The organism is Lactobacillus sp. LL6 (assembly GCF_007570935.1).
Classification (GTDB): Bacteria; Bacillota; Bacilli; order Lactobacillales; family Lactobacillaceae; genus Lactobacillus.
In genome coordinates this window covers 1303284-1322921 of record NZ_VLLR01000001.1, presented here as the reverse complement: position 1 = coordinate 1322921, position 19638 = coordinate 1303284, and the positions used below count along the sequence as shown (strand labels likewise).

The following is a 19638-nucleotide window of genomic DNA, read 5'->3' as shown; positions in this document are numbered from 1 at the left end:
AAGGATGAATAAATGGCAAATAGCGACAATATCAACAGAATTATTGACCACAAGTTATTTACAGAAGAAGATATTCATGAAATGTGTGTTAGTTTAGGTGAACAATTAACTGAAGATTATGCTGGTAAGAAGCCTTTGGTTGTTGGTGCACTTAAAGGAGCAGTATATTTCTTGACTGATCTTACTCGTCAAATGGATGTGGAACATCAACTAGATTTTATTGATGTTTCAAGTTATGGAAATGGTTTTGAATCAACTGGAAAAGTTAAAGTAGTATCAGATTTATCAGTTGATGTTAAAGATCGCGATGTTTTAATTGTAGAAGATGTTGTTGATTCTGGACTTACTTTAAAGTTTATGAAGGACCTCTTTAAAAAGCGCGGTGCTAAGAGTGTTAAGTGTTGTGTAATGCTCAATAAGGAAGCTCGCAGAACTACAGATGTAGAAATTGAATATTACGGTTCAAAAGTTGGCGACGAGTTCTTAGTAGGCTATGGATTGGACTTTCTCAACATGTTCCGCAACATTCCTTATGTTGGTGCACTTAAGCCTGAAATCATCGAAAAATACACTAAGTAGTTTTCTAAAAAAGAAAGTCGCCTGATGGAGGTGGCTTTTTTTCTTTGAAAATAGGTGAAAAAAGTGAAAAAATTTCAACATAAATATACTTTACCTGCAATATTGACCTTGCTTGTACTTGCAATTAGCGGAATTTTAATTGGATTTTTCAATTTTCAAAGACAAACCACATTGCCGCCTGATTCCAATCCAAGTGCAATTGGTGTAGAGTTGAATCAGTCACTAGGGTATGTTGATTTGCATAAATTGCAGGATAATGGAGTTTCTTTTGTTTATTTAAAAGCAACTCAAGGAAGATCATATTTTGATGATGATTTTTTATCATATCGTGATCAAATTCTCGGAACTAAGCTTGCGTATGGCTGCATTATCAACTATAGTAATGAATCAACAGCTAATCAGCACTATCGCTACTTTAATAATAAGGTAGGGAAAAATACTGGTACTTTACCTGTTTTACTTGAGCCTACTAGTAGCAAAATGACTCAAAAATATTTGCACTCAATGAGTAAATTTGTTAAGTTATTACAACTTGAAGGAAAGCAAGTGATGGTAGAAGTTGCACACAAATATTATAAGATTTTTCCAACTAAAACTTTATTTATGGCAACTAGTGATAAATCTCCCAATAAACTTAAGTATTCATTTTGGAAATATACAAGTGATGGGCGGGTAAAAGATGTTGATGGACTAGAAAATGGTGCTACTATGTTTACTTATAATGGCACCGTTCAGCAATATAGACAAAGGTATGGACAATTAACGCAATAATGTATAACGAAAAAATCAAACAAGTTCTAGAAAAAGAACATAAAACTAAACCAACAATTATTCAAAAAGAAACATATGATGCAATAAAAAATGGCGCAAGCATTGTAGCTCTGGCTAAAACTGGAACTGGTAAAACTCTTGCTTATGCACTTCCAAGTTTAGAAAATGTAATAGCAGGTGAAGCAAATAGCTTAGTGATTTTTGCACCAACTACAGAATTAGCTGTGCAGATTCGTCATGCAATTAATCCTTATTTACATGTATTAGGATTAAAGGGAGCTACTTTAGTAGGAAGTGGTAATCGTAAGCGTCAAGAAGAAAACTTAAAAAAGAAGCACCCTGAAGTTATTGTGGCAACTCCAGGAAGATTTTTTGATTTCTTTTCAAGTGGCAGAATCAAAATTAATCAAATCAAAACTTTAATTATTGATGAAGCTGATGATATTTTGGAATTTACTAAGATGGAACTTTTGACTTCTTTAGGGCAAAATTTGCGTCCTAATAGTCAAATTTTACTTTTTGGTGCAACTGATTCTGAAATTACTAGAGATGCCGAAGAATTATTTGTACGTAATTTCTTACTAATTGATGTTCGTAATCAACAAAAATCAACTAGAAAAGATTATTTTTTGATGGTGGACAATTCTCATAAGATTGAATTCTTGCAAAGAATGACTAAACTTGACCACTTCAAGGGGATTCTTTTCTTTGATTCTAATAAAACAATGATGAGATTTGCTGGGATTTTTGGACATACTAAAACTAAATTTGAAATTCTGTCAAATGAGTGGAGTAAAGAACGTCGCGCCCAAGCTTTGCGTGATTTAGCTAGCGGAAAGACAAAACTTCTTTTAGCAACTGATTTAGCTGCGCGTGGTCTTGACATCCCTGGAGTTAGCTATGTGATTAATTTTGATATTCCAAGTGAAGTTAATACTTATCTTCATCGCGCAGGTCGTACTGGAAGAATGAATGCTGAAGGATACATGGTAACTTTAGGAAATGACCATGATTTTCGTGATTTAAAGAAGCTTCTAGTTAATGAAGAGGAAATCGAAGTTAAGCGTGTTTATTTTGCTGGATATCATTTAACTGAAAAGTTGCCAAAGAAAAAGAGTGAAAAAAAGCATAATAAACAAAATAAAGAAACTCAAACACAGGTAGTTAAAAAGAAAAAACATAAAAAACGAAAAAATAAAAATAAGGGATACCATCCTCATTACTTGAAAGGAAAGAAATGAGTCGATTAGTAGCATGGCTTGAAGATTATATTTTACCTTTGGCGAATAAATTAGGACAAGTTAGGTGGTTAGTTGCCCTAAGAAATGCTTTCATTTCAATTATGCCAATTACAATTGCTGGTTCAATTGCAGTTTTGATTAAGAGTTTAGTAGAAGCCTCTCGAGATCATTTGGGGTGGGATACTTTTGCGTTTGTAATGCAGCCAGTGGTTTCAATTAGTAATGTTGTATGGCGTGGAACTTTCTCGCTTTATGCCCTTTTTTTGGCAATTGCATTAGGTTATCAGTTAGCTAAAACTTTTGAAGCTAATAGATTAGCTGGTTCAATTGTTTCTTTGGCTTCTTTTACAATGAGTGTTGCCAGTTTTATGAAGTTAAAACTAAATGGTGATAATTTAGTTGTTCATAATGCTTTTGATATTACGCAATTTTCAACGATGGGGATTTTTACAGCTATCTTGTTTGGTAGTTTGGGGATGCTGATATACGTAGTTTGTTATAAAGCGCGTATAACTTTAAAAATATCAACTAATATGCCTCATGCTGAACAGGCTGCTTTTGATTCGCTGATACCAGGAATAATTTCAATTTTTACGGTTGGGGCAGTTAATTATATTTTCCAAGTTGCCACCGGAAGCTATTTTGGTAATTGGTTGCTTCATTCTGTCCAAGAACCATTAGTAAAAATGGGTCAAGGATTTGGAATGGTACTTTTAGTTACTTTATTAGTACAAATCTTTAGCTTTTTTGGGTTAAATGGATTGGGAGTTTTAGCACCAATTTTGGATTCAATTTGGGTAACTGCTCAAAATATAAATATTACTGCAGCCAGAAATGGAAAGATACCGCAATTTCTTTGGGTAAGAGGGTCATTTGATGCTTTTGCTTGGTTTGGCGGAACGGGTGGAACTTTGGCCTTGATAATTGCAATTTTATTCTTTTCAAAAAGAAGAGATTATCGAACGATTGCGAAAGTAGCACTTGCTCCTGGAATTTTTAATATTAATGAACCGATTATTTTTGGTCTTCCAGTAGTACTTAATCCAATTTATGTTATTCCATTTGTAGTGGCTCCTATAATTAATGTTGCATTTTCATATTGGGTTACTTTGATGGGACTTGTTAATCCAGTTCAAGTAGCAGTTCCCTCAATTGTTCCTCCAATCATTGGACCTTTCCTAGCTTGTAATTATGACTGGCGAGCAATTGTATTGAGTACGCTTAATATTATAATTGCGGTTTTGATTTGGATGCCATTTGTCTTTGCAGCTGATAAAATCGCTGATACTAATAATCCAAGGACATTCTTTAATACCCAATATTAAAAAATATAAAAAAGAATTAGCTTTTATCAAAGTTTTTTGGTAAAGTTAATTTATATTGGTCTCGTAGCTCAGCTGGATAGAGCATCGGTTTCCTAAACCGTGTGTCGTGAGTTCGAATCTCACCGGGATCATAAATTAAGGAAAGCTAAGCGTTGTGTCGCTTAGCTTTTTTATTATTTAAAAATTTATAAAATGCTGGTTATTTAAATGGTGTTTTATATACGAACATGATAGAATTATACTGATAAATCATAAAAGATAATTATTATCTAAGTGATTTTGTTAAGACACAGAAATGATACACTTTTTACAGGTTTTATCAAAATTTTACATAAATAATAACTATACAAAACTAATAGTTCAAAAAGGGGCGAGAGTGGTATTATTGAGTGTGTCACGGCAAAATAATAGTCGTCATGAGGAAATAGATTTTGGAGGCTGAAATAATGGTTTCAAAGAACAATCGTACTAAGAAACTTGAAGAAGTCGCTGAACGGCAATCTCATTTTGGAATTCGCAAATTGACCGTTGGGGCTGCTTCAGTTTTGTTAGGTACTACACTATGGCTAGGGTCAAACTCACAAATTGCCCATGCCAGTGATAATAATAGTGGCAATGATAAAGATATAACAGATGAAAGTCATAGCCAATCTGTAGATTCAGTTGATACTTCAACTGCTAAAAAAGCAGTTATTGAAGTTGAGGGCAATCAAAGTGCTGCAAGTAGTAGCAGTTCTGAAGCACAATCTAGTCAGAATTCTAGCGCTCAAAGCCAAGCTTCAACTGAGCAAAGTACTGAAAATACAAAGCAAACTACAAGTGAGTCATCACAAGCTCAAAGTAGTGAAGATAGTTCTGCTGCAAATGTTAATACTGATATTAAAGCAGAAACTAAGGTGCAAAAAAATGCACAGTCTAGTGCTGCGGTGCAAAAAAATACACAATCTAGTGCTGCATCTGCAGCTAAGTCTTCTGATAAAAATGACGAAGCAAAAGCAGATGCTGAAGCTGCACTTAAGATTCAAAAACAAAAAGCAGAAAAAGTTGCACAAAGTGCTGAAAAGCAAGCTCAAACAGCAACAAATGCTGCTGAAAAAGCAACAGAAAGTAGTAGTACTCTTGCTTCTCAAGCAGCAACTGCTAGTGAGGAGTTAAATTCTAAGGCTGCTCTAACTAGTAGTGCAATTAGTGGAGATAAGAGTGTTAATGCTGCTCAAAAGTCTGATAAAGATGCAGAAGTAAACGTTGACCTTACTAAGACAGGCTTAGATGGAAAGACTGCTAAGGCACTTTTAACTACAAATGAAATAAACTTGCTTAGATCAACTATTGCAAGTTTAGATAATGGTAATAATAAGGTAGACGCTTCTAAATATAGTGCAAAACAACTTGAACAATTGTTAGGCGCTTCTTTGGTACAAGATACGTCTTCTTCAACTACGCCTCAAAATATTGAGGATGTAACACCAAACTTTAATTTAGGTTCTACTTTTAATAGAAGTGTTTTTAATTATATACCTGAAACTCAAACTCTATTTTCAGCAGATAGAGATACTACTAATGGAAATGTTTTTGCATATTCTACAGATATTGCAGATCCCGGTAAGACTCTCTATTTCTGGTTAAATGGTAAACTAGTTGCTCAAATTTCTGGAGATAATTCTACCGGTGGTGCAACTGGTACAGGTAATATAACGAATCCTTTACATGCTGCTTTTAGTCCAGAACAATCATTTAATGATACTTTAGATGGAAAAGTATTCTTTATTGATCGTTATACAACTAAAGTGGGCGCTTACCAATATACTAAGTCTGTCATTACAAGTAATGATATGAAAGTTTATGGTATTTCTGGAGATGTAAAGAATACTGCAAGCAACTTTGTTTGGCTTGATCGTCAAACTGGTGAAGTTGATACAAGAATGAATTATTCTTTTAGAACAAGTTGGGTAGATGTAGCGGGATCTGTAAATAATAAAGTTAAACAAACAGTATGGTATGTAGATGAAGAAACCGGTAAGATTATGGCTAAAAAGAGTACAGATGCTCTTAGTGGTCAAACTTATAATATTACTGATGCTACTCCAGAAAAGGTAACTTGGAATGGAAACACCTATGTATTCGATCATCCAACTGATGGTGATAAATATGATTTAAATGATGCAGGAGTAAAGAATACCTTAAATACTGTTCTTGAAACTGTAAATGGTATTGATAAAAAAGTTAGCGATGTTATCAATACTCCTCTTCAAGGTACTGTTTCTTCAACAAGTGTTGGTGACATTGTTGGTATAAGTAATAACTTCCAAGGAGACGTTATCTGGCTTGATCAAATTATTGATGGGAAAGGTACCGCTAATATAAATGCCTATGTATTAAACAATGAAAACTCTTCGATTTCTACAGGCGGATATTCTGGTCGTCAAGCAGTCTTTCAAAATGTTCCAGGCGCAATAGCTAAAGCTAATTGGCCAGCTGGAAAGGCTTTTGAAGGGAAATATGGTGCTAATCCTACGTATGCTACTGCTGGGGCCATCGGGGTTAATGATAATATTCCAGGTAGTCAAGATATTGTTCTTCTTTATAAGAAAGCACCAGTTGAAATGCAAAAGGCTGATGTAATCTTTGTTGATGATGATAATAATGAACAAGAAATTCCAGGTTCAGTAAAACAAACTGCTGAAGGTGCTGCTGATACTCAAATCACATTTAGCGGTGCAGCAAACCAAGTTATTAATATTTTAGGTAAAGGCTACGAATACGTTAAAACAACTGGTGCTGGTGTAACTGGTGGTAATACTGGCAACTATACTAGTGTAAACTACCCAGATTATGACAATGATGTCAATACTGACCAACACTTCGTTGTTCACTTCCACAAGAAGACTGTTACTCCACCTACTCCAACCACTCCAACTTACAAGGCTACTACTGAAGAAAAATCAGTTACTCGTACTATTAACTACTACGACAAGGTAACTGGACAACGTATACCTCAAAGTGTAATTGATAAGAGTGATGTTCAGGTTTCTAATCCAGTGACTGAAACTGCTACCTTTACTCGTAGTACTATTACTGATAACAACGGTAAGTTTATTGGTTATGGTACTGTAAATTCTGATGGTACAAGCTACCGCCTTAACAACAACGGTGATATTGGTGAAGGATGGGTTGCTAAAGATGGAACTACTGGATTTTTAATCAAAAACTCTCCAGATCTAACTGCCCAACATTACACTGCTCCAACTGGTGGATTGAATGCGACAGCTGAAACCCCAGATAATGGTAGCCGAGTAGCGAGCTGGAACATTTCTCCAGAAGACCTTGGCACAAGTCGTGTATACAACATCTACTACGGTCACGAAACTCAACCGATCCACAAGACTGAAACAGTAGAACGTAATTTCCACTACATCTTTACTGATTCAGATGTAGAAGGCAAGCCGGGCAATGGTTCTACTCAGACTTACTCTAAAGCACCTCAAACTGTGACCTTCAAAGGTGATGGAACTAAGGATCTTTTGACTGGTGAAGAATCAATCACTTGGACTCCAGAAAGTGACACACTTGAACACTTTACACCAGAAGAGATCCCAGGCTACAAGCTCAAGTATGTATATAACGATGGTAAGTCATCTCCAGTAAGTGATGGCGCAGTTGAGATCAAGGTAGATCCAACTTCTAAGGATCACTCTGCAACCTTTATCTATGATCCTGACCAAAACCTTCAAAAGGCTAAGGTAACTATCGTAGATATTACAGATAAAGACAACCCACAACCAGCCAAGACTTTGACTTACTTTACTAACTACAATGGTGAAAGCGACAAGTCGATCATCTTTACTGTTAAGGGTGCGCCATCAGAAGACGCAGATGGTTCAAAGCAGGCATTGCAATCCTACCTTAACTCAGGATATGAATTTGTTAAGGCAGTAGAAGGTACTCCAATTCAAGACCTTAAGAATGTAAGTGACATCACCGGCACTGACATTGGAGGAGCCTCAAGTATTGACTATGGCAAGTTCAACACTGATACTAGCGATGTTCAAAACTTTACTATTTACTTAGCTCACAAGTTTGATACTAATACTGAAAAGGGTACCACAACTTCTACAGTTCACTACATCGTTGAAGGCAACAAGCCAGATAAGCCAGCGGCACCTAAAGATGATGTTCAAACCGTCAACTGGACTAAGACTGACAAGACTGACTTGGTAACTGGTACAGTTACACGCGGAGACTGGACAACAGAAACACCAAACTACAAAGATGTTCCAACTCCAGAACTTGCAGGCTATACTGAATCAACCAAGAACGTTCCAGGTGAAAAGACTGAATACGGCAAGAATCCATACACAGTTGTAACTTATTCACCAGTTGATACTCCAGTAACCCCACAAAAGGCTACAGTTGAAGTGATCGACAAGACCAACAACAAGGTACTTGGCAGCTTTGAAAATCCTCATGGAACAAGCGGTGCTAAGATCAGCTTTGATGGTTTGACCCCAACAGTTCAAGCCTACCTTAATAACGGTTACAAGTATGTCAACGCTGAAGATACTACTAATGGTACCAAGGAGATCACTTATAATCCTGCTGATGGCAGCGGCTTCCCAGAGTTTGATGATATTGACAACAATACTCAAAGCTTCAAGATCTATCTTGACCATAATGAAAAGACTGAAAAAGTTCCATCAACTGCTAAAGTCCACTACATTATGTCAGATGGTACTAAAGCTCCTGATGATAGCCCAACTCAAACTATCACCTTTACTAATGTATTTGATGCTGTAACTGGTGAAGTAAAGAGCTCAACTCCAGATAAGGATAGTTTCACTGATGTTAAATCACCAGATGTCAAAGGTTATACTCCAAATCAAACCAATGTAAGTTTTGCTAAGCCTGTTGCTGGTCAAAACCAAGTAATCAATGTTATCTACACTCCTCAAGCTCCAGATATACAACATGCAAGTTTGAAGATCGTTGATAAGACTGCTAACAAGACTTTGATCGATGGTTTGACAGCTGATGGCAACAGCGGCACCCAGATCTCCTTCCCAAGTGAGAAGAGTTTGGTAGATACCTTTATCAATGCTGGATATAAGTTTGATAGTGCTGTAAATGATGCCGACAATAGCTCAATCGGTGATTCTCAAGACAGCATCAAGTTCCCAGAATTTGATAATGATGCTTCAAAGAGCCAAGACTTCACTATTTACTTAGTTCATGATACAGCTCCAGTAGATCCTGAACACCCAGGTGCAGGATATGCCAAGAGCGACCTTGATAAGACAGTAACTAGAACGATCAACTACCTTGATGAACAAGGAAACAAGATCGCAGATTCTAAGACAGAAACTGTTGAGTTCAAGGGTAGCGGCATCGTTGACAAGGTAACTAACAAGTTTGTCAAGTCTGCAACTGATCTGACTCCGCTTGAAGATCAATCAAAGGGTATTACTTGGACTAAGACAGTTGATGGCAAGACTTCTGACGGCAACAGCTATGAATTCGCTTCAACTCAAGAGCGTCCAAACATTGAATTCAATAGTAATGACTACATCTTTAACCATGTAGATAAGAAGGAATATGATGGCGGCAGCGGAAGCGTTAAGAAATATGAAGTATCAGTTCCAGATAATGCAAATGATTTAACAGTTAATGTGATCTACAGCTTAAAGCCTGCAGATACTACTTACCACTACGCAGCTACTCCAGAAGAAAAGACTGTCACTAGAACGATCAACTACTATGACAAGCAAACTGGAGAAAAGATCCCAGCAGACTTGATCAAGGATAATCCAACTACCCAAACTGCGAAGATCACTCGTCAGGTAGTTTTAGACAATAATAACAAGATAGTTGGTCATGGAACTATTTCTGAAGATGGCAAGACATTTACTCCAAGTGATGATTGGACAACTGATGACAAGTCATGGGCAGAAGTTAAGTCACCAGACCTATCAAGTCACGGTTATACTGCTCCTGACAAGGAAAAGGTCGCTCATGAGACAGTTGATGGCAATACTAAGGATCAAACGATCAATGTTTACTATGATCATACTTATGTTCCAGTAACTCCAGATGATCCTAAAAAGCCAACTGATCCAGTCAATCCAGATGACCCACAAGGTCCTAAATATCCAGAAGGTTTGACTAAAGAAGACCTTGAAAAGACTGTAACTCGCAATATCCACTATGTAGGTGTAAATGATGATGGTACAACTACTGCAGTAAATGGTGCTCCAGATGGCAAGAGTGACTATACTCAAAGTGTAACTTTCACTAAGCATGCGATCGTTGATAAGGTAACTGGCAAGATCGTGGGTTATGATACTGATAACGATGGCAAGGCAGATACTCAAGATGCAACTCGTGCTTGGATGCCAAACAGCGCAAGCTTTGACCAAGTTGATTCACAAACTCCAGCCAGTGTTCAAGATAAGGATGGCAAGAAGTTTGACAGTGTAGATATACCAACAGTTTCATCAACTAGTGTCTTGCCAGACAGCAAGTTCCAAGATATTACTGTAACTTACCGTCATACTCCACAAACACCAGTAACTACTTACAAGGCAACTGACGAAACCAAGGATGTAACTCGGACCATCACTTACAAAGACAGTGTGACAGGTCAGGATATCCCAAGCAGTTTGGCTGAGCCACAGACACAAAAGGTAACTCTTCACCGTGATCGCATTACTGATAATAACGGCAACTTTGTAGGCTACGGAAAAGTCAGTGCAGACGGCAAGACTTACACTGTTGATTCTAAGAACCCAGAAGGCTGGAACACTGGTGATTGGGCTGAAGTTAAGTCTCCTGATTTATCAAGTCATGGCTACACTGCTCCAGATAAAGAAAAGGTCGATCATGTTACTGTAACTGGAGATACTCAAGATGCCAATGTAGTTGTTTACTACGGCCATCAAACTATCCCAGTTAAACCAGATGATCCTAAGAAGCCAACTGATCCAGTCAACCCAAGTGATCCAGACGGTCCTAAGTATCCAGACGGAGTTGATGAAACTAGTTTGAATAAGACTGTTACTAGAACTATCAACTATGTAGATGATGAGGGTAACAAGGTCAATGGTGCACCAGATGGTACAAGTCAAGAAGTAGAACATGTCAACTTCACTCGTACTGCAATCGTTGATAAGGTAACAGGAGACCTTCTTGGTTATGATACTAATGGCGATGGCAAGGCTGATACACAAGATGGTGATCGTGCTTGGAATCCAGTTTCAGGCAGCTTTAAAGAAGTAGCTTCTAAAGATCCTAAGGAAGTAGGCTACGATACAGTTGATAAGACCAGTGTTGCTGGACAAACTGTTGCTCCAAGTGATAAAGACATGACTGTCACGGTAGTTTACTCCAAGACCCCAGCTCCAACTCCTGCAGAAGATACAACAGGAAGCATCAAGTATATCGATGATACAACTGGTCAAACATTGAAGTCAGATAGCTTCAAGGGCAAAGTTGGAGAAAAGATCAGCTACACTAGCCAGGATAAGATCACCGATTATGAAAACATGGGTTATAAGCTTGTATCTAATAACTTTACTGATGGCAAAGAAGTTTATAACGAAGATGCTTCAAAGAATAACTTCGAAGTTCATCTGGTACATGATACGGTTCCAGTTAACCCAGATAACCCAGGAGAGCCAGACAAGCCGATCAACCCTAATGATCCAAGAGATCCAAAGGATCAGCCTAAGTATCCAAGCGGCAGTAGTGAAGATGACCTTCAAAAGACCATCACTCGTACTGTGCACTATGAAGGAGCAGATCAATACACTCCAAACGATGTCAAGCAGCCAGTCAACTTTACAGCTAAAGGCGTTCTTGACAAGGTAACTGGCAAGTGGACAACACCGCTTACTTGGTCAAGTGATCAAACAGTAGCTGCAGTTACAACACCGCAGATCCCAGGCTATCATGTTAAGAGTGTCGATAAGGATTCAACTGATGGCAAGAATGTTAATGCTTCAACTATCAAGCATGGCGATAATGACTACACAGTAACTGTAGTTTATGAAAAGGATCCAACCCCAACTGCAGAAACAACAACAGGTAAGGTTGTATATCATGATGATACAACTAACAAGGATCTTAGATCTGATGACTTAAGCGGCGAAGTTGGTACAAACATCACTTACACCAGCCAAGACAAGATCAATAACTTTGTCAACCAGGGTTACGTATTTGTCTCAAGTGATTATACTGATGGTACTGAAATCTTTGATAAAGATGCTTCAAAGAACAACTTCATTATCCACTTGAAGCATGGTACAACTCCGGTAGATCCTAATAATCCAGGAGAGCCAGACAAGCCGATCAACCCTAACGATCCAAGAGATCCAAAGGATCAGCCTAAGTATCCAAATGGTACTAGTGAAGATGACCTTCAAAAGACCATCACTCGTACTATTCACTACCAAGGCGCTGGTGAATACACACCAGAAGATGTCAAGCAGCCAGTCAACTTCACAGCTAAAGGCGTTCTTGATAAGGTAACTGGCAAGTGGACAACTCCGCTCACTTGGTCAGAAGATCAAGAATTTAGTTCAAAGAACAGTCCTAAGATTCCTGGCTACCATGTAGTAAGTGTTGATAAGGATTCAACTGACAACACTAATGTAGATTCAGCTAAAACTTCACATGATGGTTCAGACTACACCGTAAATGTAACTTATGCACCGGATGAAAAGGCAGAGCAAGGTTCATTGATCGTTAAGTTCCACGATGATACTGACGGTGTTGACATTCAAGGTGTGGGTACTAATACTGGTGATGTAGAAACTGGCACTAAGGTAACTTACAATTCAGATACTGATTTGCATAGCCTTGAAGAGCGTGGTTATGAATATGTATCAACAGATGGGACTATCCCAGCTGAGATCACAAAGGGCAATACAGTTGTCACGATCCACGTCAAGCACACAACTCGTCCAGTAACACCAGACAAGCCAGTTGACCCAGATCACCCAGTAGATCCAAATCATCCAGATAATCCATCTAACAAGAACCCTCAACCAGGACTTGCCAAGACTGATCTGGAAAAGACTCTTACTCGTAACATCAAGTACATCTTCACAGATGGCACTAAGCCAGATGCACATGGTCTAGCTGATCAAACACAAACAGTCAACTTCCATGGTGAAGGGACGATCGACCTTGTAACAGGAAACTTGGTAACTATTGATAAAGATGGCAACATCACTGGCAAGGGCTCAATTGTTTGGACAAGCGATAATGATAAGATGGCAGAAGTAGCAGCTCACAAGGTTGATGGCTACTACATCTCAGGTACTATCAATGCAAATGATGATGGTAGTGTAAATGGTTTAACTGTTAACCCAACTGATACAGTTCAAGATGCAACTATTATCTACACTCCTAATGCAAAGCCTGCTCCAACTGACCAATTAGCTCATCTGACTATTATTGATAGAAATGATGCCGCAAACCCTATCACTATGAATACTTACAATAATAGTGGTAAGGAAAATACTGCAATTTCATTCAACGGTTCACAAGATTATGTTCAAGATTTGATCAAGCGTGGATACATCCTTGATGGCTTTAAGGCAGGTAATGGTGCAGAAACTAAACTAAATTCATTTAACGATGTAACATTTGGTAATTTTGATAATGATCCTAATACTGACCAAGCCTTCACATTGTACTTAGTACACGGTACAACTACTGTAACTCCAGATAAGCCAGGTCACCCAGGGGATCCAGTAGATCCTACTAATCCAAGCGGACCTAAGTATCCATCAGGCACTGATGAACACAGTGTAAAGCGTGTTGGTACTCAAACTGTCCACTATGTAGGAGCTGGTGATAAGACTCCTGAGGATGCAGTTCAAACTACTACATTTACTAGAACTATTACATTTGATAATGTAACTGGCAAGATCGTTGAAGATTCTGGCTGGAATGAAAACAGTCACAAGTTTGATGAAGAAACTACTCCAGTCGTTCAAAACTACCATGCAGATAAGGCAACTGCCGGTGGAGTAACAGTAACTCCAGATGATTTGAACAAGACTGTAGTTGTAACTTACACACCAAATGGTCATATTGTTCCAGTAGATCCAGAAGGCAACCATATCCCAGGAACAGATACTCCAACCTTCCCAACAGATCCAAAAGATCCAACTAAGGTAGATACAGGTATCGTGCCAAATGTTCCAGATAACTGGACACCAACTAGCCATAAGCCAGGCGATAATATCAACCCAGATCCAAAGGATCCAGGCAAAGATGTCCCAGTACCATTCAATCCAGTGACACCAGCACCTGATCAAGGTTCAATCAATGTTATTGTTCATGATGTAACTGATAATGTAGACTTGCCAGATTATGGCAAGACTTCAGGTAGCCAAGACGTTGGAACTAAGTTTGATTACAATAAGCAAACTACAGTTAGCGACCTTGAAAACAAGGGCTACAAGGTGATCAACCCAGAAGTAACTATTCCAGGTGAAATTACTAAGGGCAATACCAATGTAACTATTTACGTAGAACACAATATTGTTCCGGTAAACCCAGATAATCCAGGCAAGCCAGGTGAGCCAATCAACCCTAACGATCCAGATGGACCTAAGTGGCCAAGTGACACTGATAAGGACAGTTTAACTAAGACTGGTACGCAAACAGTTCACTACACCGGTGCAGGTGAGGATACTCCAAAGGATAGTGTAACTACAGTTACATTTACTCACTCAATGACAATCGATAAGGTAACTGGAAAGACAACTGATAATGGCTGGACACCATCTACTCAAACTTACCAAAATATTGGTACACCAACTATTCCAGGCTACACTGCAGACCAGGTAAGTGCTGGCGGTGAGACAGTTAAGGCAACAGATGGCAAGATCGACCGTGAATACACAGTTCATTACACTAAGAACGCAGTAGTTGAAAATACTAAAGGTTCTGTAACTTACATTGATGATACTGATAATGGTAGAACAATGGAAACTGCAAACTTTGGTGGTCAAGTTGGCGACAAGATCGACTACACTACTAGTGACCGTGTAAGCTATTATGAAGGATTAGGCTACAAGCTAGTTGGCAATAATCCATTCAAAGATGGTGAGCAAACTTATGTTAAAGATCCAAATGGCAATACTTTCCAATTGCACTTTGTTCATGATACAACTCCGGTAAATCCAGATAATCCAGGTGCAGGCTACACTAAAGATGATTTGGATAAGACAATTACTAGAACTGTAACTTATGTTTACACAGACGGTACTGTTGCTCCGCAACCACAAGTACAAAAAGTCCACTTCACAGGAAGCGGTACTTATGACAAGGTAACCCATCAGTTGGTAACTGTTGATAAAGATGGCAAGATCACCCCAGGCGGTCAGATCACTTGGACTCCAGAAAACAGCAGTTTTGAAGAAGTTCCAGGTTTCAACTTGAATGGTTACTACATTTCAAGTGTTAAAGAAAATGGTACTAATGCCAATGTAAATATGGATAATGCTTCAGTAAGCGGTGAAGATGTAACGCATAATAGTACTGACAGTCATATCATTATTACTTTGACTAAGAAACCAGAAACTCCGGTTGCAGCTAATGGTTCAATCACTTACATTGATGACACTACAGGCAATGTTCTTGAAGGCGGCAACTTCAGCGGTGTAGTAGGACAAAACATTTCTTACACTACTAAGGATAGGATCACTCACTATGAATCAATGGGATACAAGCTGGTATCTAACAACTTTGATGATGGTAAAGAAGTATTTACTAATGGTGAAAACAAGTTTGAAGTTCATTTAGCTCACTTAACTACCCCAGTAACTCCAGATAAGCCGGGCAAACCAGGAGAGCCAGTAGATCCAAATAATCCAGATGGACCTAAGTATCCAGACAACTACCAGCCACAAAACTTAACTAAGACAGTGACTCGTGATGTAACATATGTTTACACAGATGGTTCACAAGCCCAAAGTCCAGTTCATCAAGAAGTTAAGTTTAACGGTAATGGTGTAGTAGACTTAGTAACTGGTCGCTTAGTAATAGTAGATAAAGATGGCAATGTAACTGGTAATGGAGATATCACTTGGACTCCAGAAGACAGCAGTTTTGAAGAAGTTCCAGGTATCGATACCACTAAGTACAACATTGTTGGTGTTAAGGAAACAAACACAAACGCCAATGTAGATAATACTGGTAAAATTGCGAGTGAAACTGTAACTCCAAAGAATAACAATAGCAGTATTGTTATTACTATGGATAAGAAGGCTCCAGTTGAAAATGCTCAAAAAGCAAGCTTGACGATCATTGATAGAAATGATCCTGCAAACCCAATTACAATGGGCAGCTACAGCGATTCTGGTATGCCAAATTCAGCTATTGCCTTTGATGGTTCTAAGAGTTTTGTAGATCAATTGCTCAAGAAGGGCTATGTAATTGATGGCTACAAGGCTGGCAATGGCGCAGAAAGCAAGGTAGATTTTGATACAGTAGAATTTGGCAAGTTTGATAATGATGATAATACTGATCAAACATTTACTCTTTACTTGAAGCACACAACTACCCCAGTAACTCCAGATAAGCCGGGCAAGCCAGGAGAGCCAGTAGATCCAAATAATCCAGATGGACCTAAGTATCCACAAGGCACCAGCAAGGATGATCTAACTAAGAGTGCAACTCAAACAGTTATCTACCACTACAGTGATGGTTCAAAAGCTGATGAAACCAAGACAGTAACAGTTCCAGATGCATTTACTAGAACGATCGTCTTTGATAATGTGACTGGTCAGTTTGTAAATACAGGTTCATGGACTGGAAGCCATAGCTTCAATGGTGTGAATACTCCGGTAGTTAACGGCTACCATGCAGATAAGAAGACTGCTGGAGAAGGTACTGCAACAGTTGATAATCCAACTATTACTGATGTAGTAACTTACACACCAAATGGTAAGATCGTTCCGGTAGATCCAGAAGGCAACCATATCCCAGGAACAGATACCCCAACCTTCCCAACAGATCCAAAAGATCCAACTAAGGTTGATACCGGTATCGTGCCAAATGTTCCAGATAACTGGACACCAAAGGATCCAAACAATAAGCCAGGAAGCAACATCACACCAGATCCAAAGGATCCAGGCAAGGATGTCCCAGTACCATTCAATCCAGTAACCCCAACTCCAGATAAGGGTTCAATTACTGTAATTGTTCATGACAACACAACTGGTAAGGACATTCCAGATTATGGTAAGACTTCAGGAAGTGTTGATGCTGGTACTAAGTTCACTTATGATAAGACGACCACAATCACTGACCTTGAAAACAAAGGCTACAAGGTAGTCAACCCAGAAGTAACTATTCCAGGTGAAGTAGCTAAGGGCAATACCAATGTAACTATTTATGTAGAACATGATACAGTTCCAGTTAACCCAACTAACCCAGGAAAACCTGGTGAACCAATCAATCCTAACGATCCATATGGACCTAAGTGGCCAAGTGAATCAGGCAATGTATCTAAGGATGTCACAAGAACTATTACTTTTGTTGATAATAACGGCAAGGAAGTTCATGCACCAGTAGAACAAACAGTTCACTTCACCGCTCAAGGAGTAATGGACAAGGTAACAGGTAAATGGACTACACCACTTACTTGGAGTTCAGACCAAACTGTAAACGGTCAAAACGTTCCATTTGTAGAAAATTACCACGTAACTTCTATCAGTAAAGACGGCGAAGGTACAAGTTCAATCAAGAGCGTAACTTTGAACCATGATTCTGACAGTTACAAAGTTGTAGTAAGCTACGAGCCAAATGGTCATATTGTTCCAGTAGATCCAAATGGCAATAAGATTCCAAACGTTGATAACCCAACTTACCCAACAGATCCAAATAACCCAGCTAAGGTAACACCAAATGAACCAGTACCAAGTATTCCAGGTTACACACCAGAAGTACCAACAGTAACACCAGATAATCCTGGTGAAGATACTCCAGTCATCTACACCCCAATCCCAGCAGATAAGGGACAAGTGATTGTGAAGGTCCATGACAATACAACTGGTAAAGATGTTCCAGATTACGGTTATAATTCAGGAGAACAAGAAGTAGGTCAAAAGGTCGACTACAACAAGAATGAAGTAATCACTAACTTGACCAACAAGGGTTACAAGGTGATCAACCCAGATGTAACTATTCCAAGTGACATCACTAAAGGTTCACAAGTGGTAACTATTTATGTAGAACATGATATAGTTCCAGTAAACCCAACTAACCCAGGAAAACCTGGTGAACCAATCAACCCTAACGATCCAAATGGACCTAAGTGGCCAAGTGACACTGATAAGGATAGTTTGACTAAGACTGGTACTCAAACAGTTCACTACACAGGTGCAGGAGACAACACACCAAAAGACAGCGTAACTACAGTTACATTTGAACACCACTTAGTAATTGATAAGGTAACTGGCAAGGTTGTTAAGGATGAAGGCTGGACTCCAAACAGTCAAACTTACAACAAGATCAATACACCGGTTATTGAAGGTTATACAGCTGATAAGAGTGTAGTTGGTGGAGACACAGTAACTAGTTCAGATAATAACATCAACCGTGAATACACTGTAACTTACACTGCTAAGACAACTCCAGTGACCCCAGTAACTCCAACACCAGAACCATCAGTAACTACAGTGGTAGGTAAGCAAACGATTACTTTTGTAGATGGAGACAATAACAACACTCCACTTAGAGATTCAGATGTACAAACACACACATTTACAATCACAGATGGAGTACCAAGTGAAAACAGCTACACATTTGGCACAGTTAATGTTCCAGTAATCAAGGGCTACGTCGCAGAGATCAAGACAGCAGGCGGTAAGACAGTAACGCCAAATGATCCAAATGCGGAAGTAGTTGTTGTTTACCACAAGATCGGCAAGATCGTTCCAGTGGATCCAGATCATAATCCAATCCCAGGAGCAGAAACACCACAATACAAGAACGATCCAGAGGATCCAACTAAGGTAGTGCCAGATGAAAATGTACCAATCATTGATGGCTATACCCCAAGTCAAAATACAGTGACACCAACTGATCCAACTGAGGATACTGAAGTTGTATACACTAAGAAGACAACACCGGTAGAACCAGATGAACCTGATACACCGGATGAGCCAGACAAGCCAACAAGACCAAAGAAGCATCGTGATAGCAACAAGCCAAAGCCTTCAACACCAAAGAAGACTAATAACTACAACTACAATAATGCACCACATGCCCAAAACGGCTATTGGAACAATAACGTTGCCCCACACGGCCAAACAGTAAATGGTTGGAGCAATAATATTGGACCACATGGAGAACATGTAGATGCAAATGGCAATATCGTTGCACCAAACGGTGAGATTATTGGTTACGTTGACAAGAACGGCAATCCACATTACACTAAGCAACTTCCACAAACAGGAGAAAAGCAGACGGATACTGCAGCAGCCCTTTTAGGAGGAGCAGCAGCAGGACTCAGTTTGATTGGACTTGCAGGTGTGAAGAAGCGTCGTAAGAAGGATTAAATCAAGTAAGTAAATTACTGATTGCAATAGAGCAAGATGTTAAAAAGCATCTTGCTTTTTTGTATGCATTTTTAAAATAAAATTAATAAGAATAAAGAAATATTAAAGTTATAGTATTTAAATTGAGTCAAGTATACATAATATGATAAT

The 19638-nt window shown here is 38.7% G+C and carries 5 protein-coding genes and 1 tRNA gene; all 6 read left to right on the top strand.

Annotation, left to right across the window (positions count from 1 at the left end; genetic code table 11):
• The first annotated feature begins 12 nt into the window (after nt 1–12).
• Entirely contained in the window at nt 13–579 is a 567-nt protein-coding gene (gene hpt / locus FOD82_RS06220) for a hypoxanthine phosphoribosyltransferase (RefSeq protein ID WP_144355613.1), read from the top strand.
• A 63-nt stretch (nt 580–642) separates the two neighbouring features.
• A complete protein-coding gene (locus FOD82_RS06215; protein ID WP_144355612.1) occupies nt 643–1350 on the top strand; it encodes a GH25 family lysozyme in 708 nt (235 codons plus the stop codon).
• Nucleotides 1350–2591 carry a DEAD/DEAH box helicase gene (locus FOD82_RS06210; protein WP_144355611.1) on the top strand — a complete coding sequence of 414 codons (1242 nt, stop codon included), beginning with the start codon at nt 1350–1352 and terminating at the stop codon, nt 2589–2591. The genes FOD82_RS06215 and FOD82_RS06210 overlap by 1 nt, the downstream gene beginning before the upstream one ends.
• The gene (locus tag FOD82_RS06205) at nt 2588–3916 is read left to right on the top strand and encodes a PTS transporter subunit EIIC (RefSeq protein ID WP_144355610.1); all 1329 of its coding nucleotides are present in this window, start codon (nt 2588–2590) and stop codon (nt 3914–3916) included. Before FOD82_RS06210 ends, FOD82_RS06205 begins: the two co-directional genes overlap by 4 nt.
• Before the next feature lie 57 nt (nt 3917–3973).
• Nucleotides 3974–4047 (top strand) — tRNA-Arg (locus FOD82_RS06200).
• A gap of 315 nt (nt 4048–4362) precedes the next feature.
• A complete protein-coding gene (locus tag FOD82_RS06195; protein ID WP_144355609.1) occupies nt 4363–19488 on the top strand; it encodes a YSIRK-type signal peptide-containing protein in 15126 nt (5041 codons plus the stop codon).
• Nucleotides 19489–19638 lie beyond the last annotated feature (150 nt).